This is a genomic window from Serratia sp. NGAS9 (assembly GCF_009905295.1).
GTDB classification, from domain to species: domain Bacteria; phylum Pseudomonadota; class Gammaproteobacteria; order Enterobacterales; family Enterobacteriaceae; genus Serratia; species Serratia bockelmannii.
Genome location: NZ_CP047605.1, coordinates 2,947,783 through 2,966,314 on the forward strand (window position 1 = coordinate 2,947,783; position 18,532 = coordinate 2,966,314).

An 18,532-nucleotide genomic window follows, 5' to 3' on the forward strand; every position below is an offset into this window, starting at 1 on the left:
GCTAGCCGACCAGGTGGCAAGCCACCTGATGGCCGGGCGCCACGCTGCGCAGCTGCGGCGCCTGTTCGCGGCACTGCGCCGTGGCCAGCGGGCAGCGGGGATGGAAACGGCAGCCGCGCGGCGGGTTGGCGGGGTTCGGCGGCTCGCCGCCGGCCACCCACGCCGGCGCGCGTTGCGCATCCAGCGTCGGCACCGCCGCCAACAAGGCCTGCGTGTAGGGATGCAGCGGTTGGCGAAACAGCGCATCGCGATCGGCGCTCTCAACGATCTGCCCCAAATACATCACCGCCACATCCTGGCACAGATGCTCCACCACGCCGAGATCGTGCGAGATAAACAGCAGCGTCACCCCCTGCCGCTCCTGTAAATCGGAAAACAGATTGATGATCTGCGCCTGAATCGACACGTCGAGCGCCGATATCGGCTCATCGGCGACGATAAATTCCGGTTGCAGGATCAACGCGCGCGCAATGCCGATACGCTGCCGCTGGCCGCCGGAAAACTCATGCGGAAACCGCCCATAATGCTGCGGCGACAGCCCGCAGATCGCCAGGGTATCGAGCACCCGTTCGCGCAGTTCCGCCTTGCTCGCCAAGCCGTGTTGCAACAGCGCTTCCCCAATGGCGTCGCCCACGCGCAGGCGCGGGTTCAGCGAACTGTACGGATCTTGAAACACTAACTGCATTTTCGGCCGCAGGGCGCGCAGCGCATCTTTACTCAGGCTATCCAGTGCCAGCCCTTTGAACATTACCTCACCGGCGGTTTTGTCGTGCAGGCCGAGCAGCGTGCGGCCGACGGTGGTTTTTCCGCTGCCTGACTCGCCCACCAGCCCGAAAATGCGCCCCTTGCGAATGCTGAAGCTGACGTCGTCCACCGCCTTCAGTTGACCGGTGGTGCGCCCGAACAGTCCGTCGCGCAGCGGAAAATATTTCTTTAATCCTTTCACTTCCACCAAAGGTTCAGTCGACATGCGGGCGCCCTCCGGCGTTGAGGAAACAGGCGGACTGGCGCTGCGGCGTGCCGTACAGCGGCGGAATGCCATCGCGGCAGCGCGCGGTGGCCTGCGCACAGCGCTCGGCAAACGCACAGTGATCAGGCAAGCGCGCCAGATCCGGCACCTGGCCGGGAATGGAGTACAAACGGCGGAGCCGCTGGCCCGGCACCGGCCGCGAGGCGATCAGCCCCTGAGTATAAGGGTGCCGCGGTTCGGCCAGCACTTCCCGCGTCGTGCCCTGCTCGACGACGCGCCCGGCGTACATCACCGCCAGCCGATCCGCCATCTGGGCGATCACCCCAAGATCGTGGGTGATCAAGATCATCGCCATGTTGTGTCGCCGGCTCTGCTCACGCAGCAGCGCCAGGATCTGCGCTTGCACCGTAACGTCGAGCGCCGTGGTCGGTTCGTCGGCAATCAGCAGCGCCGGACGGCACCCGATCGCCATAGCGATCATCACGCGCTGCAGCATGCCACCGGAAAGCTGATGCGGATAGCAGCGCATCAGTGCCTCGGCGCGCGCTAACCCCACTTCCGTCAAGAGTTGAATCGCCTGACGCCAGGCCGCTTTCGGCGACAGGGTCAGGTGGCGAATCAGCGGCTCCACCAGCTGTTCGCCGAGGGTCAACACCGGATTGAGCGCGCTCATCGGTTCCTGAAAGATCATCGCCAGTCGGTTGCCGCGCAGATCGGCCATCTTGGAGGCCCGCAGCGACAGCAGGTTTTGCCCTTCAAAGCGAATTTTACCGCCGTCTACCTGCGCCAGCGGCTGCGGCAACAGCCCCATCAGCGCCATGGCGGTCACGCTTTTGCCGCAGCCCGACTCACCGACGATCCCCAGCGTTTGCCCGGCCTGCAGCTCAAGGCTGACCTGCTGCACCGCCCGCACCGGCCCTTGTTCCCCCTGAAACGACACCGACAGTCGCTCGAACGCCACCAGCGGTTGGCTCATCGTGTTACCCCGTTCATTTTCGGATCGAGCGCGTCCCGCAGGCCGTCGCCCAAAATATTGATCGCCACCACGGTGACGAAGATCGCCAGCCCGGGCGGCATCCACAGCCAGGGGCGGCGCTGAAAGTCGATCAGGCTATTGGCGGCGTCCATCATGTTGCCCCACGACGGCGTCGGCGGCACCACGCCCAGCCCAAGGTAGCTCAACGCCGACTCGCTGAGGATGGCGTTGGCCACCGCCATGGTGGCGACCACCACCAAAATCGGCACGGTGTTGGGCAGCAGATGGCCGAAGAGACGCCGCCGGGTAGAGAGCCCCAGCACCTCGGTAGCCAACATGAAATCCCGCTCGCGCAGCGACAGGATCTGGCCGCGCACCAGCCGCGCCAGCGACGGCCAGCCCAGCAGGCTCAGCATGATCATCACCATGTAGATGCGGTAGTCCGGCGACACGTCGAGTTCGGTCAGCATCGCCCCCATGATGATCAGCAGCGGCAGGCCGGGAATGGTCATCAGCAGATCGGCGAAGCGCATGATCAGCCTGTCCGCCACGCCCCCCAGATAACCGGCGAGCGCCCCCAGCACATAGCCCAGCGTTACCGACAGCAGCATCGACACCAGGCCGATGGTCAGCGATATCCGCCCCGCCAGCAGCAGCCGGGTGCAGATATCGCGGCCGAGAAAGTCTGTGCCCAACCAGTGCGCGCCGCTCGGCGCCTGGTTGATATTCAGCACGTCGCCGGCATCGTCGCGCCACGGCGACAGCGACGGCCCAATCAGGCACAGCAGCGCCAACAGCACCAGCAACGCCAGCGAAATCATCGCCGGTCGGTGGCGGCGCAAACGTCGCCAGGCCTGAGCGGCGGGCGGTGGCGACAGTTGCGCCAGCGCAGGCAGCTGTGCCTGTCGCCAACGGCGACGGCGGCCGAAAAACAGCGTAACCAACATCGTGTTACCTCAAGCGAATGCGCGGGTCGGCGTAGGCGTACAGAATATCCGCCAGCAGATTGCCGAGAATGGTCAAGGCGGCCAGAAACAGCGTGAACCCCATCAATACCGGGTAATCACGCGCCGCCAACGAATCGATATGGATATGTCCGGCGCCCGGCCAGTTGAAGATTTTTTCGGTGATCAGCGCGCCGGAGAACAATCCCGGCAGCTCGAACCCCAGCAGGGTGATGATCGGCAACAGCGCATTGCGCAGCGCGTGTTTGAGGATCACCGTTTTCTCCCTGAGCCCCTTGGCGCGCGCGGTGCGGATATAGTCCATGCGGATCACCTCCAGCATGCTGGCGCGAAAATAGCGCGTCAGGCTGCCGGCCTGCAGCATCACCAGCGCCAGCACCGGCAACAGCAGGTGCGCCGCCACCTCCAGCGCCCAGGCCAGTCCGCTCGCTTCGCTGCCGGTACGCAACATGCCGCCCGCCGGTAGCCAGTGCAGGTCGACGGCGAACCATTTGATCAGCAACAGGCACAGGAAGAACGTCGGAAACGACATAGCGGCGAACACCGCCACGGTGATCAGATGATCGAACAGCGAATAGGGTTTCATCGCCGAGATCACCCCCACCGCCAACGCGATGCCCCAATACAGCACCATCGCCACCGCCGCCAGCAGGAACGAGTTCCAGATGTATTGATTCAGCAACGTGCTGACCGGGATCTGATACTGCAGCGAAAAACCGAGATCGCCCTGCAGCAAGCGGCCGAGCCAGTGCAGGTAGCGGCTGAACAACGGCTGATCCAACCCATACAGCGCCCGCAGCTCGGCGGCGCGTTGCGCGGTCAAATTGATGTTGCCGTCGATAAAATCGCCGGGCGCCAGGGCGAAAATGCAAAAAATCAGCAAGGAAGCCAACAACAGCATCGGGATAGTCTGCAACAGACGGCGCAGGATAAAGTTTCTCATCGCGGGTTCCATCGCCGCCGCCCGGAATGGCGCGGCGGCGTCAGGGCGTTACGGCGCCGGTTTGACGTTCGGCAGGCTGCCGACCAATCCGTTGTAGATATCCGGTTTAAAGCCGGTGACGCGCGCGCTGCTGGCGCTCAAAATCTCGCGGTTGCCGAGCAGGATCACCGGCGGATCGTCCGCCAACACTTGATACAGCTGGTGATACAGCGGCTTGCGCTGGGCGATATCCAGCGTGGCATTGGCCCTGGCGATCAGCGCGTCTACCTGCGGGTTGTGATAACCGGTCTCGCTCTCGCTGCTGATGAAATCGCGTACGCCGTCGTGCGGATCGTTCAGCGTACTGGTGCTGAGGGACGCCAGGTCGTAATTGCCCGCCTTGCGCTGCGCCAACAGCGCGTTGAAGTCCAATACCTGCGGTTTCAGCACCACGCCGAGCCGGCGATAGTTATCCTTGGCGATCGGCACCAGCGCGTCGTTGATCAGCTTTTTGGTTACCAGCAGCGTCAGCTCCAGCTTTTTACCGTCTTTCTGCCGGATACCGTCAGCGCCCATCTGCCAACCGGCCTCGTCCAACAGCTTTTTGGCCTTATCGAGATCGTAAGCGTAGGGATTGATGCCGTTCGCGTCATAGGCCCAGGAGATCGGCGAAATCGGCTGGTTGGCGACCTTGCCGTACCCCTGGTACACCACGGCGATCAGCTTTTGCCGATCGAGGCCGTAGATCAGCGCCTGGCGCACCCGTTTATCCTGCAGCGCCGGGCGTCTGAGGTTGAAATCAACGCGGCTGTAATCGCTTGAGCTGTAAAGGTTGATATTGGCGAAGCCGAGCAGCTTGAGCTGTTCGATATCGTCCGGTTTGGCGGTAAAGGCGTCGTAGTCGGTCTCACCGGTCTGGAACAGCTGGAAGTTGGTGGCCGGGTTGGTGACGCGGTAGATAAAGCGCGCCATCGGCGGCGGGCCGAGGTAGAAGTTCGGGTTGGCGTGGAAGCGGATCTCCTGCCCCGGCACGTACTTGTCGTAAATATAGGGGCCGTTGCCGAGCGGCTTGCCGTTCAAGGCGCGCACGCTGTCGAGCTTGCCGCGCTGATAGTCTTTGCCGTAGTAAGCCCGCGACAATACCGGCCCGCCAATCAGTTGCAACGTGGTCGCGCCCGGCTGGGTGGTGACGATCTGAATGGTGCGATCGTCGATCACCTTCAGCCCGCTGATGCCGGCGGCGGTACCGTTTTTATACTCGGCGCCGCCCTGGATGTGCGCCGGCGTGATATCGGTGTCGCCGTCATAGGCCGGATCGTGCAGCAGCGTCAGGGTAAAGGCGATATCGTCGGCTTTCAGCGGCGAGCCGTCGCTGTAGACCAAATTCGGCCGCAGCTTAATGATGTAGGTCAGATTATCGGGGCTGACCTGCCAGGACTCCGCCAATCGCCCTTCTGGCTTGCCCTGGCTGTCCAGGCCGATCAGGCGGCTGAAGATCACGTCGGTTACGTTCTCGTCCCAGCCGTTGGTGAACAGATACGGGTTGAAAATCCCCTGCGGCTCAGAGATGCCCGCCACCACGGTGTCTTTACGCAGTTTGGCGGCGGCCGGCACCCGAGCGGTGTCGCTGGCCGGCGTGATACCTTCGGCCAGCGTTTCCGCCTGAACGACGCCGCTCAGCCCCAGCGCGCAGACCAACGCCAGCGGTGTCAGGCGATATCGCAACAGTTTGTTTAGCTTATTTTTTATTCTTCTCACCCACAGCCCCTCGTCTTCCCGTTGATAAAAATGTGACAAAATTTATCGCAGAGTAATGGGCGGCTGGAGGGCTGTCTAACAACGAAACCGGCATTCCATTGCCGAAAAAAGCATTATGAATTTTTCTGGGGCAAAGCCCGCTGCAAATCGCGGTTCAACCGGTCGCAGCCAGCCCCCGGATAAGTTTGGCTAAGGTTTTGATCGCCTCTTCAAAGCGGTCATTCCATTCAAAAGAGGCGTTGAGGCGGAAGCAGTGGTTGAAATGGTCGCCGGTCGTGAACATGCGCCCCGGCGCGATGCTGATGCCCCGGGAAAGGGCCCGCCGGTACAGTTCCATCGACGACAGCGCCGGATCCAGCTCCAGCCACAGGAAATAACCGCCGTCGGGCTGGCTGACCTTCACCGTCGGCGGGAAATGGTGGGCGATCGCCTGACGCATCGCGCTTTGGCGTTGAGCCAGCAGGCGCCGCAGCCGCCGCAGATGGGTATCGTAGCCGCCGTGCAGCAGATAATCCGCCAGCGCCATCTGGGTCGGCACGCTGGTGGAAACGGTGCTCATCAGCTGCAAACGCTGGATCTGCTGCGCATAACGCCCCGCCGCTACCCAGCCGACGCGAAAGCCCGGCGCCAGGCATTTGGAAAACGACGAGCAGTGCAAGATCTGGCCGCCGCTATCGAGCGCCTTGGCCGGCAGCGGCCGTTCGGCGCTGAAGTACAGCTCACCGTAGACATCGTCTTCGATCAGCGAAATCTGCCGTCCGCGCAGCAGCTCCACCAGGCGCTGCTTGTTGGCCTCCGGCAGGGTGGCGCCCTGCGGATTTTGGAAGTGGGTCATCAGCCAGCAGGCCTTGATCGGATACTGTTCCACCGCCTGCTGCAGCGCGTCCAGATCGATACCGTCCTGCGGATGCGTGGCGATCGCCACCGCCTTTAACCGCAGCCGTTCCAGCGCCTGCAGCGCGCCGTAAAACGCCGGCGATTCGATCGCCACATAGTCGCCCGGCTGGGTCACCGCCTGCAGGCTGAGGCTGAGCGACTCCATCGCCCCGGCGGTGATGACGATTTCGTCCGGGGCAACCTGCATGCCGCTCAGCGCATAGCGTTGGGCAATGTGCCGCCGCAGCGCGTCGTTGCCCGGCGGCAGGTTGGCCAGCGAACTGTGCGGCGTGAACTTGCGCGCTACGCTGCTCAGCGCCCGCGCCAGCTTCGGCTGGGCGAACAGCGTAGCGTCGGGAAAGGCCGAACCGAAAGGCACGATGTCCGGATCCTTGCAGGCCTGCAGCACGTCAAAAATAAAGGCGTTGATGTCCACCTGCTCGCTCAGCAACAGTTTCTCGCCGCGCGAAGGCTGAGGCAGCGGCTGCGGACGCGCCGCCACATAGTAGCCCGACTGCGGGCGGGCGACGATCCACCCCTGGCTCTCCAGCAGTTGGTAAGACTGCACCACCGTCATCAGGCTTAATCCGGCGCGTTTTCCGCTCTCGCGCAGCGAAGGCAGCTTGTCGCCCGCCCGCCACACCCGGTTCTGGATCTGTTCTCTAATCTGCTGCGCAAGCTGCTCGTATCGGGTCATAACCATTAACTGTTATATGAAAAAGTAAAATAACTGTCACTATTATAGTCACTGTACTTCGTGATTAACTTAACGCCAAGCTTTTCACATAAAAATGACAGCTATACTCAAGAGGTTAATTTATGTTCAACCCTAGGAGGCGCCATGCTGGGTCTTGATGCACTGGAACTCGCCAGAATACAGTTCGCCTTCACCGTGTCTTTCCATATCATCTTCCCCGCCATCACCATCGGTTTAGCCAGTTATCTGGCGGTGCTGGAAGGGTTATGGTTGAAAACGCACAATGAAGCCTACCGTGAGCTTTACCATTTCTGGTCAAAGATTTTCGCCGTTAACTTCGGCATGGGCGTGGTGTCCGGGCTGGTGATGGCCTATCAGTTCGGCACCAACTGGAGCTTCTTCTCCGAGTTCGCCGGCAGCATTACCGGGCCGCTGCTGACTTATGAAGTGCTGACCGCCTTCTTCCTCGAAGCCGGTTTCCTCGGCGTGATGCTGTTCGGCTGGAACCGCGTCGGCCCAGGGCTGCACTTCTTCGCCACCTGCATGGTCGCGCTCGGCACACTGATCTCCACCTTCTGGATCCTGGCCTCCAACAGCTGGATGCAGACCCCGCAGGGGCATGAAATCATCAACGGCCAGGTGGTCCCGGTCGACTGGCTGAAGGTGATCTTCAACCCGTCCTTCCCGTACCGCCTGCTGCACATGTCCACCGCCGCCTTCCTCTCCTCGGCGTTCTTCGTCGGCGCCTCCGCCGCCTGGCATCTGCTGCGCGGCCGTGATACCCCGGCGATGCGCAAAATGCTGTCGATGGCGATGTGGATGGCGCTGATCGTCGCGCCGGTGCAGGCGATGATCGGCGATGCGCACGGCCTGAATACGCTGAAACACCAGCCGGCGAAGATCGCCGCCATCGAAGGCCACTGGGAAAATCCGCCGGGCGAAGCCACGCCGCTGATCCTGGTCGGTTGGCCGGACATGCAGCGCGAAGAAACCCGCTTCAAGCTGGAGGTGCCTTACCTCGGCAGCCTGATCCTGACGCACAGCCTGACCGAACAGGTACCGGCGCTCAAATCCTTCCCGCCGGAAGATCGCCCCAACTCCACCGTGGTGTTCTGGTCGTTCCGCATCATGGTCGGGCTGGGCATGCTGATGATTCTGGCCGGGGTGTGGAGCCTGTGGCTGCGCTGGCGCGGCGGGCTGTATCAGTCGCGTCCGTTCCTGTACTTCATTTTGTGGATGGGCCCTTCCGGGCTGCTGGCGCTGCTGGCGGGCTGGTTCACCACCGAGATCGGCCGCCAACCGTGGGTGGTGTACGGCCTTCTGCGCACCAAGGATGCGGTCTCCGCGCACGGCGACCTGCACATGAGCATCAGCCTGCTGGCGTTCATCATCGTCTACTGTTCGGTGTTCGGCGTGGGGTATTCCTACATGATGCGCCTGATCCGCAAAGGGCCGCAGCCGCATGAACACCAAGAAGACAATACCGAGGGCCGGCCGGCGCGTCCGCTGTCCGCGGTCAACGACACTCTGGACGACAGGAGCTGAACATGGGTATCGATCTTCCGCTGATTTGGTTTGTCATCATCGTGTTCAGCACCATGATGTACGTGGTGATGGACGGTTTCGACCTGGGCATCGGCATCCTGTTTCCGTGGGTGAAAGAGAGCGGCGACCGCGATCTGATGATGAACACCGTCGCCCCGGTGTGGGACGGCAATGAGACCTGGCTGGTGCTGGGCGGCGCCGCACTGTTCGGCGCCTTCCCGCTGGCCTATTCGGTCATCCTCGACGCGCTGGCGATCCCGCTGACGCTGATGCTGATCGGGCTGATTTTCCGCGGCGTGGCCTTCGAGTTTCGCTTCAAGGCGACGCCGGAGAAGCGCCATATCTGGGACAAGGCGTTTATTTGGGGCTCACTGTTCGCCACCTTCAGCCAGGGTGTGGTGGTGGGCGCCGTGATCAACGGCTTCCCGGTAGAAGGCCGCACCTACGCCGGCGGCGCGCTGGACTGGCTAACGCCGTTCGCGCTGTTCTGCGGGCTGGGGCTGGTGGTGACCTATGCCCTGCTCGGCTGTACCTGGCTGGTGATGAAAACCGCCGGTGAACTGCAGGCACGCATGTATCACCTGGCGACGCCGCTGCTGGCCATCCTGTTGCTGGTGCTGGCTGCGGTCAGTGTCTGGACGCCGATCGCCCATCCGGAAATCGCCGCCCGCTGGTTTACGCTGCCTAACCTGTTCTGGCTGCTGCCGGTACCGCTGCTGGTGCTGCTCAGCGCCTGGGGAATTCAACGCGGAGTGAAACGCGGCGCGCACTACTCGCCGTTTATGCTGACGCTGCTGCTGGTGTTCCTCGGCCTGAGCGGACTTGGCATCAGCATCTGGCCGCACCTGATCCCGCCGGCCATCAGCCTGTGGGACGCCGCAGCACCACCGCAGAGCCTCGGCTTTATGCTGGTGGGCGCGCTGTTCATCATCCCAATCATTCTGGTCTACACCTTCTGGAGCTACTACGTGTTCCGCGGCAAGATCAGCCATGAACACGGCTATCATTGAGAAGGGAGGACGCTATGCAAGATAAAACGGCAACCGCCGCTCCGGCGCCCTGGTGGAAACGCATCGGTTGGCTGGTGATCATCTGGAGCGCCAGCGTGCTGGGGTTATTCGTGGTTGCCTCACTGTTCCGCCTGCTGATGACCGCGGCGGGCATGAAGTCGCATTGACGTGGCGCCTTATCTGGACGCGCTGTTGGGAAAGTAAAAAGAGACCACCAGCGTGACCAGCGGCAAGGCGCCGATCTTCACCAGCTCGAACACCTGATTCAGCGCTTCGTTTTTCTCCCAATACGCGTGGGCGGCGAATACGCCCACGCTGACGGCGAATATCCCGCACAGCACCTGGCGTGCCAGGCGCAGCCGCTCCATTTCGTCGAAGACCAAGACCTGCTCCAGATAAACCTGGCTGGCCTCATCGCGCAGATTACGGCTTTCGATGTTCATGGGAAGATCTCCACGACCCGCCCCACCGCTTCAAGCTGTTCACCCTTCTCCCGTACAATGCCAAGAGAAGTACCATCCTGTTTCATCCAGTACTTATCGGCAAGGGTAATCAGTGCAAACGCCATTTTGATTACCTCGGTTTTTTCCATCCCGTGACGCCGGGCGATATCGTTCAGATCATCATCAATTTTGTTCGATAACCGAATCGGCAAGCTGCGCATAGTCCACCTCCTGTGGCCGTTGATTCACAGAGGGAAAGTCTACTGGAAGGGCAAATATCGTTCAATTAGTGAACTGCGTAACGCCTCGCACAATCCGCATGCAACGCTAGTGCGGCTTGCGGCCCATCGCGCTGAGGAAGCGTTGCTGCAGACGCAACAGCTCCTCCAGTTCCAGCAGGCGGTAGTCGATGCCGAAACGCGGCGCCACCTCGCCGATGATGCGGCTCAGCGCCGGGTAATGGCGGTGGCTCCAGTGCGGGAACAGATGATGCGTCAAATGCAGGTTCGCCCCGCCGAGCCAGTACCCCAGCCAACGCGGCCGGGTCAGCCAGTCGAAGGTGGTGGCGAACACGTGGTGATACCAGCCGTGCGGCATCGTGCCCTGCGCTGGCGCCTGATAAAAGTTGGCCTTGGCCCAGTGGGTGCCGATGATCAACATCACGAACAGCAAGGAAGAAAGCATCTGGCTCAGCAAATAGACCAGCAGAATTTGCCCGATGCCGATAGCCGGCGGCAGCAGCCAGCATGGGATCGCCAGCGCCAGCAGCAGGTGTGCCGCCTTACCCGCCAGAAACCCGCACCAGCCACGCACGCCCTGCTGCGCCATGCGCGCCGCCACGCGGGTGCGGCCCGCCCTGTCCAGCCAATCGAACAACCAGATGTAGTACGGGAACGTCAGCGCCGCCACCAGCGGCCAATAGTAACGCTGCGCGCGCATAAAGGGGCGCCAGCGCTGGAACGGCGTTTGCCGCAGCACGCCGTTGGCGTCGATGTCGGGATCGTAATGTTCGATATTGTTATGGGCATGGTGGAACAGCACGTGCCGCACGCGCCAGCAGTCGGGGTCCAGCCCCAGCGGCACACTCACCAGGGCGTTCAGCCAACGGTTGGCCCGGGGCCGACGGAAAAACGCGTTGTGCGAAGCGTCGTGCACCACGTTCACCGTCAGGAACATGCCGATAAAGATAAAACCGAAATAGCAGGCGAAAAACGCCCAGCCGTTTTGCTGCTGCAGGCTCAGCCCGTAACACAGGCCGCACAGTGCCAGCAGCAGCGTCACCTTCGCCAGCATGCCGCCGTCGGCGAAACGGTGATCGCCGTTGGCCGCCAGATAGTGCTGGGCGGCCTGCATCAGCGCGCGATGCAACCCGCTGTCGTCGCGCCGATAGGCCAACGGACGCAGCGGTTTCATGGCTGCCCCATCCGCCGCAAGAAGCGCTGTTGCTGCGCCAGCAGTTCGCGATAGCCGATGCAGCGGTACGCCATGCCGTGCCGCTGTGCCACTTCCGCCACCGCGGCGGCCAGCGCCGGATAGTGGCGGTGATTCCAACCGGGAAACAGGTGATGGGTCAGGTGATAGTTCAGTCCGCCGGTCAGGTGCTCCAGCCAGCGCGGTTCGGGCTGCCAGTCGCAGGCGGTGGCGAAATTGTGTCGGTACCAGCCTTGCGGCATGCTGTCGCCCGTCGGCGCAGGGTAAAACTCGGCCTGCGCCCAATGGGTGCCCAGCAGCAGGAACACCACCAGCAGCGAGGCACACATCTGGCTGAGCGCGTAAGCCAACAGCACCCAGCCCCAGCCGATGCCGTGCAGGTGGCCCACGATCAGCGGCACCACCAGCACCAGCGCCAGATGCGCGAGCTTGCACAGCACGAACAGCGTCCAACCGCCGCGCCCCGCCAGCACGCGTTTTTCCCGCAGCGGCGTTTTATCGAGCCGATCGGACCAATCGAAAATCCAGGCGATATAGGGCAGCGAGAGCGCGGCGATCAGCGGCCAGTACAGATGCTGATAGCGCATATGGGGTCGCCAGCGCTGGAACGGTGTCTGGCGGAAAAAGCCGTTCTCTTCGGTATCCAGATCGTAATGTTCGACGTTGGCGTAAACGTGGTGGTAATCCACATGCCGCGTGCGCCAATAGTCCGGATCGACGCCCAGCGGCAGCGTCACCAACCGCCCCACCAGCCGATTGGCCCAGGGCGCACGCAGGAAAGCGTTATGCGAAGCATCGTGGTTGACGTTGACATTGAGCAGCATACCCATGGTCACGAACAGGAAATAGCAAAGGAAAAACGCCCATGGCTGATGCTGCATCAGGCTGAGCGCGTAAAACCCGGCGCACAACACCAACAACAGCGCGGCCTTGACCAGCCGCGCGGCATCGGCATAGCGATGATCGCCCGCCAGGCAGGCGTGCGCCGCGCGCTTAAGATCGCGATGAAACGCCTGCTCGCCATCGGCGGGAAAACGCAGCGGCGGCAATGACTCAGCCATGCGGTTCCTCCACGGCGGCCGATGCGGCCACTCGCCCCCAGCCCAGCGCGATGCACAGGGCATGCAGCGCCACGGCGGCCATGGCGATATGCCAATAGCGCTGCGGCCAGCCAAGATAGCCGATAAACAGCAGCGGCATGCCCAGCGCGATCAGCAGCCAGACGGCGCTCGCCCACGGCCGCCCTTCCGTCATGCCGCCCAGCGCTACCGATCCCAACGCCAGCAGCACCAGCAGCGCCACTTGCGGCCAGCTGATGTCGCCGTAACCATAGCCGTATTGGTAGACGTAGCCGACCACCAGCGTGAACAACAGCATGGCGCCGCTGAATACGCTGAGAGCCGAACGGCGGTCGCGTGGTCGGCCCGGCGCCGGGCGCCATGTCAGACGCAAATAGCGCAGGAACGGCAGATTACTCGCCCAGAACGGGTTGGCAGACGGCCTGTCACCGCTGACGCCATAGCTGAACGGCGTGGTCGGCAACGCCGGGCAGAAGGTGCCGAACAGCTTGTCCCAAAAGATAAAGCTGCCGCCGAAGTTCTTATTGGAATACGCCATGTCCTTGACGTGGTGCACCCGGTGGTGCGCTGGCGTGACCAGGATTTTTTCCAGCACGCCCAGCTTCGGCGTCAGCGCATTGTGGTTAAACAGCTGAATGCTGTAGTGAAAAATCGACACCGCGACGAACACCGACAGCGGCACGCCCGCCAGCGCCAGCAGCAAAAAGAACGGGATCGACGTCAGCGACGAATACCAGGAGTTGCGCACCCCCAGCGACAGGTTGAAGTGCTCCCCCTGGTGGTGCACCACGTGTACCGCCCACAGCACGCGGAAGCGGTGGTGCAGGCGATGCAGCCAGTAGAAACCGAAGTCCCACGCCAGCAGGGCGAACAGCCACATCAGCAGCGGCGGCCAGGCGTCCAGCAGCCCCAGGCTGAAATGCGCGGCCACGTAGCCGTAGCAGGTGATCTCCAGCCCGCGGAACAGCCACAGCATGATATGGCCGGAGTTCAGGTTGAACACCAGATCGTGCCAGTTGACCGGCTCACGGCGCCCCCACTGCAGCGCCACCGCCTCGGCCACCACGATGAACAGCATGAACACTATCGGCAACGCCAGATCGCTCATCCCATTTCTCCTTTAACCACGCGCCTGCGCAGGGCCTTTATACGCAGCGCCAGCCCACCGGCGCATAGCGCCAGCAAGGCGCCACCTGCCAAATCGACAAACAAGTGACGGCGCAGCTGCAGAATGGAGAACGCGATCGCCACGCCCCACAGCATCCACAGCGCCGTCCGCATTTTGCGCTCGCCGTCGCTCAGCGCCCACACCGCCAGCACCGTCAGCGCCATGTGCAACGACGGCAGGCAGTTCTGCGCCGAATCCACCTGCGTTAACGCCGCCAGCAGCTGCGCGCTGATCCCAACGCCATCGTTCTGCGGATAGGCCATGGTGGTCGGCCACAGCAGGTAAACCGCTCCGGCGCCCAGCGCCGTCAGCTGCATCGCCAGCGTCAGCCATTTGATTCGCCGCAGCGGCGCCAGCAAATAGCCAGCCGGGACGATGAGAAAAAACGACAGATAGAGCCAAATGGCCGCCGGGTTAAACGGGATCGCCCGGTCAAGCGCCGACGGCGGCAACAGGGTTCCCGCCCCCTGCAGGCGATCGGTCAGGCTATACACCACGCCGACCGTGCCCCATCCCAGCAGCATGTGCCATAGCCTGAACAGTGCGCTTTTCATGCCTCCTCCGCCTGGCGCACGATGCGCCGCCGCTTGCGATCGAACTGCGGCAGCACCGCCTGCGTCGTCAGCCGCCATTCGAGCCGCTCGGTGGCGATGCCCTGACGGGCGAACAGTGCGATCAGCTGCGCCTGGCAGTGCGCCAATTCCGCTTGGCTGCAATCGGCAATCAGCTCCAGCCGCTGCTCGCCGCGCTGGATCAGGCGGTAATCGCTGGTCAGCGGCAACGCATTGGCGATCGTCCGGCTGCAGGCATCGGCGAACACCGCCTGCGGTTGCCGCTGCGCATCGGGTAACATCAGCTGATCGTCGCGCCGCCCTTCGATACGCGCAATCGCCCGCGTCGGTTGCCCGCATGGGCAGGGTTCCTGGCGCAGCACCAATACATCATCCAGCCGATAGCGCACGATCGGCTGCGTACTGCGGGTAAAGTCGGTGATCAGCGGCGTGAAGTGCAGTTCGTCAATCCACTGCGGTTCGATATGCAAAAACTCTTCGTTCAGATGCAGCGTGCCGTGCGCGCAGGTCGCGGCCAGGAACCCCTCGGTGGCCTGATACACTTCGCCAACCGCCGGAAACACCTGCATCAGCAGGCGGCGATCCTGTTCTTCAAGCACCTCGGCGACCGAGATCACTTTTTTGACCGGCAGCGTCACCTGCCCGGCCAGCACCGCCAGCGCCAGGGCGCGCAGCACCTGCGCCGGCGCCACGATGATGCTGGGCGCCTGCCGTTCCAAGGCGGGCAGATGCGCATTGAACGGCGCGAGCAGATCGTAAAACGCCAGGCTCAGCCAACGGTTGTTCACGCTGTGATAGAGGTTATTGTCCGCCCGCAGAAACAGCGCAACGCGCTCGCCGGCCAACAGCCCGTCCGGCAGCATTTTCGCCAGCATGCCGCCGGCCCACACCTGCTGTTCGCGCGGGCTGACGACAAACACGCCGCGCTGCCCGGAGGTGCCGGACGACAATCCGACGCTGTAGCGCCCGATCTTCGGCGTGAAATCGCGATCCGCCTCGCTGCGCTGCGCGCAGGCCAGCACCGCATCGCGCTGCAGCCCGGCGGTATTCATCCGGTCGAACTGCGCCATCATCAGCGCCTTGTCCATCTGCGGCCATTCGGCGAACGGCCGGCGGCTGAACCGCTGAAAATAGGGGCTCTTGCTCAGCGCCCGGCGGGCAAAGCCCGTGAGCTGCCGGGCCTGATACGCCTCCAGCGCCGCACGATCGCCAAAGCGCAGGCGTCGGGCGCGAAAATAGTGCCAAAGGGTCATGAAGGGGATCACAGGTCCCCCTCATGACACAGCAAAATGTTGACCTGGCCGCCCGCCCACAGCTGGTTGAGCCGCTCCAGCGTGCGGGTGTACGCCGCCGCGTCGTCCATCACCAGATTGGCCAGGCGCGAAGGCCCGCGCAGCGTCTGGTAGCTCTGCGGCGACCAGGCGGCGTCGCTGGCCAGCAGTGTCCAACCGGCATCGGTGAGGATAAAGGCGCCGATATGGCCGGCCGCATGCCCCGGCAGCGGCACCAGCACGATCTGCCCTTCGCTGCCCGGCAGCGCGTAACCGCGATCGAACGGCGCCAGCAGCGCGGGCAACGCCACCGAGGGAAAAGCCTCCATAAACTGCAGGCGGCTCTCGAAGCCCGCCGGGATCAGGCCGGGAATAAAGGCGCGCTTCAGCGCCGCAAAACCGCGCAGCCCACGGGTTTGCTGCCAGCCTTCACCAGAGCAAATAAAATCGAGTTGGCTGAAATCCTGCAGCCCGGCGATGTGATCCGCGTGAAAATGCGAGACGATCAGCGCCTGGATGTCACCTTCGGTGTAACCGGCTTCGCGCAGCTGGTGTGCCAACGACTCGGCGGGATCGAAATAGACCGGCGTCATGCGGCGGTAAAGGCTGAACAGCCCCGACTGCGTGTGCTGCTGAAAATAATGCGCGTAGCCGGTATCCCACAGCCAGCGGCGCTCCCCTACCTCCAGCAGATAGGCGCGCGCCGGGAATTTGCACACCCGGAACCCGGCACCGCGCAGCGCCATGCAGCCGATATGCGTGCAATAGCCCACTTCAAAAACGGTGACTTTAGCCATGTTGTCCGCCTCCTTGCTGCCGCAGCCACTCGCCGGTCAGGCGGATCCCCTCTTCCATCGAGTAACGCGGCCGATAGCCCAGTTCTTCGATCGCGCGGGTCTGGCTCAGGGTCATGTCGAAGTGCACCGCCGCCACGCTGTAGCGCGTCAGCATCGGTTCCTTGCCGCTCAGGCTTGCCCACAGCTCCATGCCGCCGGCCAGCGAATGCAGCAGCGGATAGGGCACGGCCTGCAGCCGGTAACTCAGCCCCAGCGCCTGACGCAGCAGCGCATCCAGCATGTCCGCCAGCCGCTGCGGTTGGTGATTGGTGATGTTGTACACGGCGCCGGACGGCAATCCGCGCTGCCGGCTGGCCAGCTCCATGGCGTGCACCACATTGGGGGCAAAGGTCAGATCCAGCAATGCCTGTCCGCCGCCGGGCAATCGCAATACGCCGCGATCGCGTTCGAGCTGCTGCAACAGCCGCGGCACGATCACCCGATCGTGCGGGCCAAACAGGCCGCGCGGCCGCAGCATAATGTAGGTGGTTTGCGGATAGATCTTCGCCTGCGCCAACAGGCGCTGTTCGGCCGCATACTTGCTGGCGGCATAGTGATTGGCGAAGCGCCGGGCGCGGTAACCCTCGTCAAGATCGTAATGCGGCTGAAAATCGAAGTAGATTGCCGGCGTGGAGATATGCACGAAGCGCCGCACGCCGCAGCGCCCCGCCGCCTCCGCCAGCTTCTCCGTCGCCGCGGCGTTGATGCGGTGAAATTCCGCCTTGCTGCCCCAGGGCGAAGACTTGGCCGCACAGTGCCACACCCACTCGCAGTCGGTCACCAGCTCCCGGCACTGCTGCGGCGTGGCCTGCGCCAGATCGAGCGCGCAAAACTCGGCGCCCAGCCGGCGCAGCGTTGCGCCGGCCCGCTCATCGCGGCCGGTGGCGCGCACCTGATGTCCGGCCTCCAGCAACCACTGCGCCGCGTTGCGTCCCAGCCCGCTGGTCGCCCCGGTGACCAGCACCCTCATGGCAGCAACACCATGCCGGCCAGCGCCAGCCCGGCGGCGGTGCCGATCAGCATCACCGGCTGACCGGGATTGAAGCGCCCGGTGGTCGCAGCGGCATGCAGCGCCGTCGGGATGGACGCCGCCACCTGATTGCCATGATGGCGGTAGATGTCGACCAGCGCCTCGCTGGAGACGTGCAGCCGCTTGCGCATATGTTCGAGCGACAGATGGCTGGCCTGATGCGGCACCACGGTGGCGATCTGGGCCAGGGTCAGGCCGCTGGCGTTCAGCAGCCGGTCGAGGTAGCCCTCAATCAGCGCCGACGCCTGACGGAACAGCGGCTTGCCCTGCATATGGAACAGGAAGTCTTGCTCACACATGCCGGCGCGCGGGTTACGACGCGTACCGCCGGCGCGGATCTCGCACAGTTCGCTCCCGGCGGGATAGGTTTCCACCAGGCTGGCGAGGATACCGCTGGCGCCGTCGCCGCACTCCACAATGGCACAGGCGGCGCCATCGCCGAAAATCAGCGACGACTCTTCGTGCTGCCAGTCGATGCCGCGTGAAGCGAGATCCGCCGAAACGATGGCGATACGCCGATACGTCCCGGCGTTCAACAGCCCCGCCGCTACCTGCAGCGCAGAGATAAAGCTGACGCAGCTGCTGTTGATGTCGAAGCCCGGCGTGCCCGCCGCCAGCCCCGCCACCTTGAGAATATGCGCGGCGGTGCATGGCAGCGCCTGCACCGATATCGCCGAGGCGGAGATCAGCAGGTCAATGGAAGCTGCCGGGATGGCGTGGCGAGCCAGCGCATCTTGCAGCGCAGCGGCAGCGAGTTCGGCCTGGCTGGCATCGTCGGCGGCGTGATAGCGGCAAACGATACCCGAGCGTTTTTCAACGTAGCCGGCCGGTTTCCCCAGGCGAGCGTCGAGCGTAGAAGACGCCACGCGGTTGGGCGGCAACGCGGCCCCGGTGGCAATGATTTTCAGAGGCAACAGCTCGGGTGAGCGACATTGTGTGGTCATTATTGTTATTGATTAACCTGACTATCCATAAAGCGATTC

At 63.2% G+C, this 18,532-nt stretch carries 19 protein-coding genes; 3 read left to right on the forward strand and 16 right to left on the reverse strand.

Annotated features, from left to right (window positions below; genetic code table 11):
• Position 1 precedes the first annotated feature (1 nt).
• From GUC32_RS14165 to GUC32_RS14190, 6 genes are all read right to left on the reverse strand, one after another.
• Positions 2–970 (reverse strand): ABC transporter ATP-binding protein, encoded by a 969-nt coding sequence (locus tag GUC32_RS14165; RefSeq protein WP_025303182.1) that lies wholly within the window; start codon positions 968–970, stop codon positions 2–4.
• Positions 960–1,946 carry an ABC transporter ATP-binding protein gene (locus GUC32_RS14170; RefSeq protein ID WP_025303183.1) on the reverse strand — a complete coding sequence of 329 codons (987 nt, stop codon included), beginning with the start codon at positions 1,944–1,946 and terminating at the stop codon, positions 960–962. Before GUC32_RS14170 ends, GUC32_RS14165 begins: the two co-directional genes overlap by 11 nt.
• Complete coding sequence (gene opp4C, locus GUC32_RS14175; protein ID WP_025303184.1) at positions 1,943–2,893, reverse strand: oligopeptide ABC transporter permease; 951 nt, start codon at positions 2,891–2,893, stop codon at positions 1,943–1,945. Before opp4C ends, GUC32_RS14170 begins: the two co-directional genes overlap by 4 nt.
• A 4-nt stretch (positions 2,894–2,897) precedes the next feature.
• A complete protein-coding gene (locus GUC32_RS14180) occupies positions 2,898–3,854 on the reverse strand; it encodes an ABC transporter permease (protein WP_004934604.1) in 957 nt (318 codons plus the stop codon).
• Between the two features lie 48 nt (positions 3,855–3,902).
• Positions 3,903–5,591 carry an ABC transporter substrate-binding protein gene (locus tag GUC32_RS14185; RefSeq protein ID WP_141998282.1) on the reverse strand — a complete coding sequence of 563 codons (1,689 nt, stop codon included), beginning with the start codon at positions 5,589–5,591 and terminating at the stop codon, positions 3,903–3,905.
• Between the two features lie 154 nt (positions 5,592–5,745).
• A complete protein-coding gene (locus GUC32_RS14190; protein WP_167324384.1) occupies positions 5,746–7,164 on the reverse strand; it encodes a PLP-dependent aminotransferase family protein in 1,419 nt (472 codons plus the stop codon).
• 144 nt (positions 7,165–7,308) lie between these two features.
• Here GUC32_RS14190 and GUC32_RS14195 point away from each other — a divergent pair, with 144 nt between their 5' ends.
• Genes GUC32_RS14195 through GUC32_RS14205 form a run of 3 tightly spaced genes read left to right on the forward strand, consistent with a single transcriptional unit; the run spans position 7,309 to position 9,886 of the window.
• Complete coding sequence (locus GUC32_RS14195; protein WP_016927376.1) at positions 7,309–8,709, forward strand: cytochrome ubiquinol oxidase subunit I; 1,401 nt, start codon at positions 7,309–7,311, stop codon at positions 8,707–8,709.
• 2 nt (positions 8,710–8,711) lie between these two features.
• A complete protein-coding gene (gene cydB, locus GUC32_RS14200) occupies positions 8,712–9,719 on the forward strand; it encodes a cytochrome d ubiquinol oxidase subunit II (protein ID WP_025303188.1) in 1,008 nt (335 codons plus the stop codon).
• Positions 9,720–9,733: 14 nt separating this feature from the next.
• Positions 9,734–9,886, forward strand: a complete 153-nt coding sequence (locus GUC32_RS14205; protein ID WP_071605360.1) for a DUF2474 domain-containing protein — start codon at positions 9,734–9,736, stop codon at positions 9,884–9,886.
• A gap of 9 nt (positions 9,887–9,895) precedes the next feature.
• Here the strand turns inward: GUC32_RS14205 and GUC32_RS14210 are convergent, their stop codons facing one another.
• The 10 genes from GUC32_RS14210 to GUC32_RS14255 form a co-directional block, all read right to left on the reverse strand.
• Positions 9,896–10,162 carry a hypothetical protein gene (locus GUC32_RS14210; protein ID WP_033643416.1) on the reverse strand — a complete coding sequence of 89 codons (267 nt, stop codon included), beginning with the start codon at positions 10,160–10,162 and terminating at the stop codon, positions 9,896–9,898.
• Positions 10,159–10,383, reverse strand: coding sequence for a hypothetical protein (locus GUC32_RS14215; protein ID WP_025303190.1), 225 nt, complete (start codon positions 10,381–10,383; stop codon positions 10,159–10,161). Before GUC32_RS14215 ends, GUC32_RS14210 begins: the two co-directional genes overlap by 4 nt.
• A gap of 106 nt (positions 10,384–10,489) precedes the next feature.
• A complete protein-coding gene (locus GUC32_RS14220; RefSeq protein WP_193402276.1) occupies positions 10,490–11,575 on the reverse strand; it encodes an acyl-CoA desaturase in 1,086 nt (361 codons plus the stop codon).
• On the reverse strand, positions 11,572–12,654 hold the full coding sequence (locus GUC32_RS14225; protein WP_164100161.1) for an acyl-CoA desaturase: 1,083 nt from the start codon (positions 12,652–12,654) through the stop codon (positions 11,572–11,574). The genes GUC32_RS14220 and GUC32_RS14225 overlap by 4 nt, the downstream gene beginning before the upstream one ends.
• Complete coding sequence (locus tag GUC32_RS14230) at positions 12,647–13,780, reverse strand: sterol desaturase family protein (RefSeq protein WP_369435286.1); 1,134 nt, start codon at positions 13,778–13,780, stop codon at positions 12,647–12,649. The genes GUC32_RS14225 and GUC32_RS14230 overlap by 8 nt, the downstream gene beginning before the upstream one ends.
• On the reverse strand, positions 13,777–14,394 hold the full coding sequence (locus tag GUC32_RS14235) for a phosphatase PAP2 family protein (protein ID WP_060447828.1): 618 nt from the start codon (positions 14,392–14,394) through the stop codon (positions 13,777–13,779). Before GUC32_RS14235 ends, GUC32_RS14230 begins: the two co-directional genes overlap by 4 nt.
• Positions 14,391–15,677, reverse strand: coding sequence for a F390 synthetase-related protein (locus GUC32_RS14240; RefSeq protein ID WP_369435287.1), 1,287 nt, complete (start codon positions 15,675–15,677; stop codon positions 14,391–14,393). The genes GUC32_RS14235 and GUC32_RS14240 overlap by 4 nt, the downstream gene beginning before the upstream one ends.
• Positions 15,674–16,480: an MBL fold metallo-hydrolase gene (locus tag GUC32_RS14245; RefSeq protein WP_369435288.1), complete on the reverse strand. Its 807-nt coding sequence runs from the start codon at positions 16,478–16,480 to the stop codon at positions 15,674–15,676. The genes GUC32_RS14240 and GUC32_RS14245 overlap by 4 nt, the downstream gene beginning before the upstream one ends.
• Complete coding sequence (locus GUC32_RS14250) at positions 16,473–17,489, reverse strand: NAD(P)-dependent oxidoreductase (protein ID WP_025303197.1); 1,017 nt, start codon at positions 17,487–17,489, stop codon at positions 16,473–16,475. Before GUC32_RS14250 ends, GUC32_RS14245 begins: the two co-directional genes overlap by 8 nt.
• Positions 17,486–18,493, reverse strand: a complete 1,008-nt coding sequence (locus tag GUC32_RS14255) for a 3-oxoacyl-[acyl-carrier-protein] synthase III C-terminal domain-containing protein (RefSeq protein ID WP_049204102.1) — start codon at positions 18,491–18,493, stop codon at positions 17,486–17,488. Before GUC32_RS14255 ends, GUC32_RS14250 begins: the two co-directional genes overlap by 4 nt.
• Positions 18,494–18,532 lie beyond the last annotated feature (39 nt).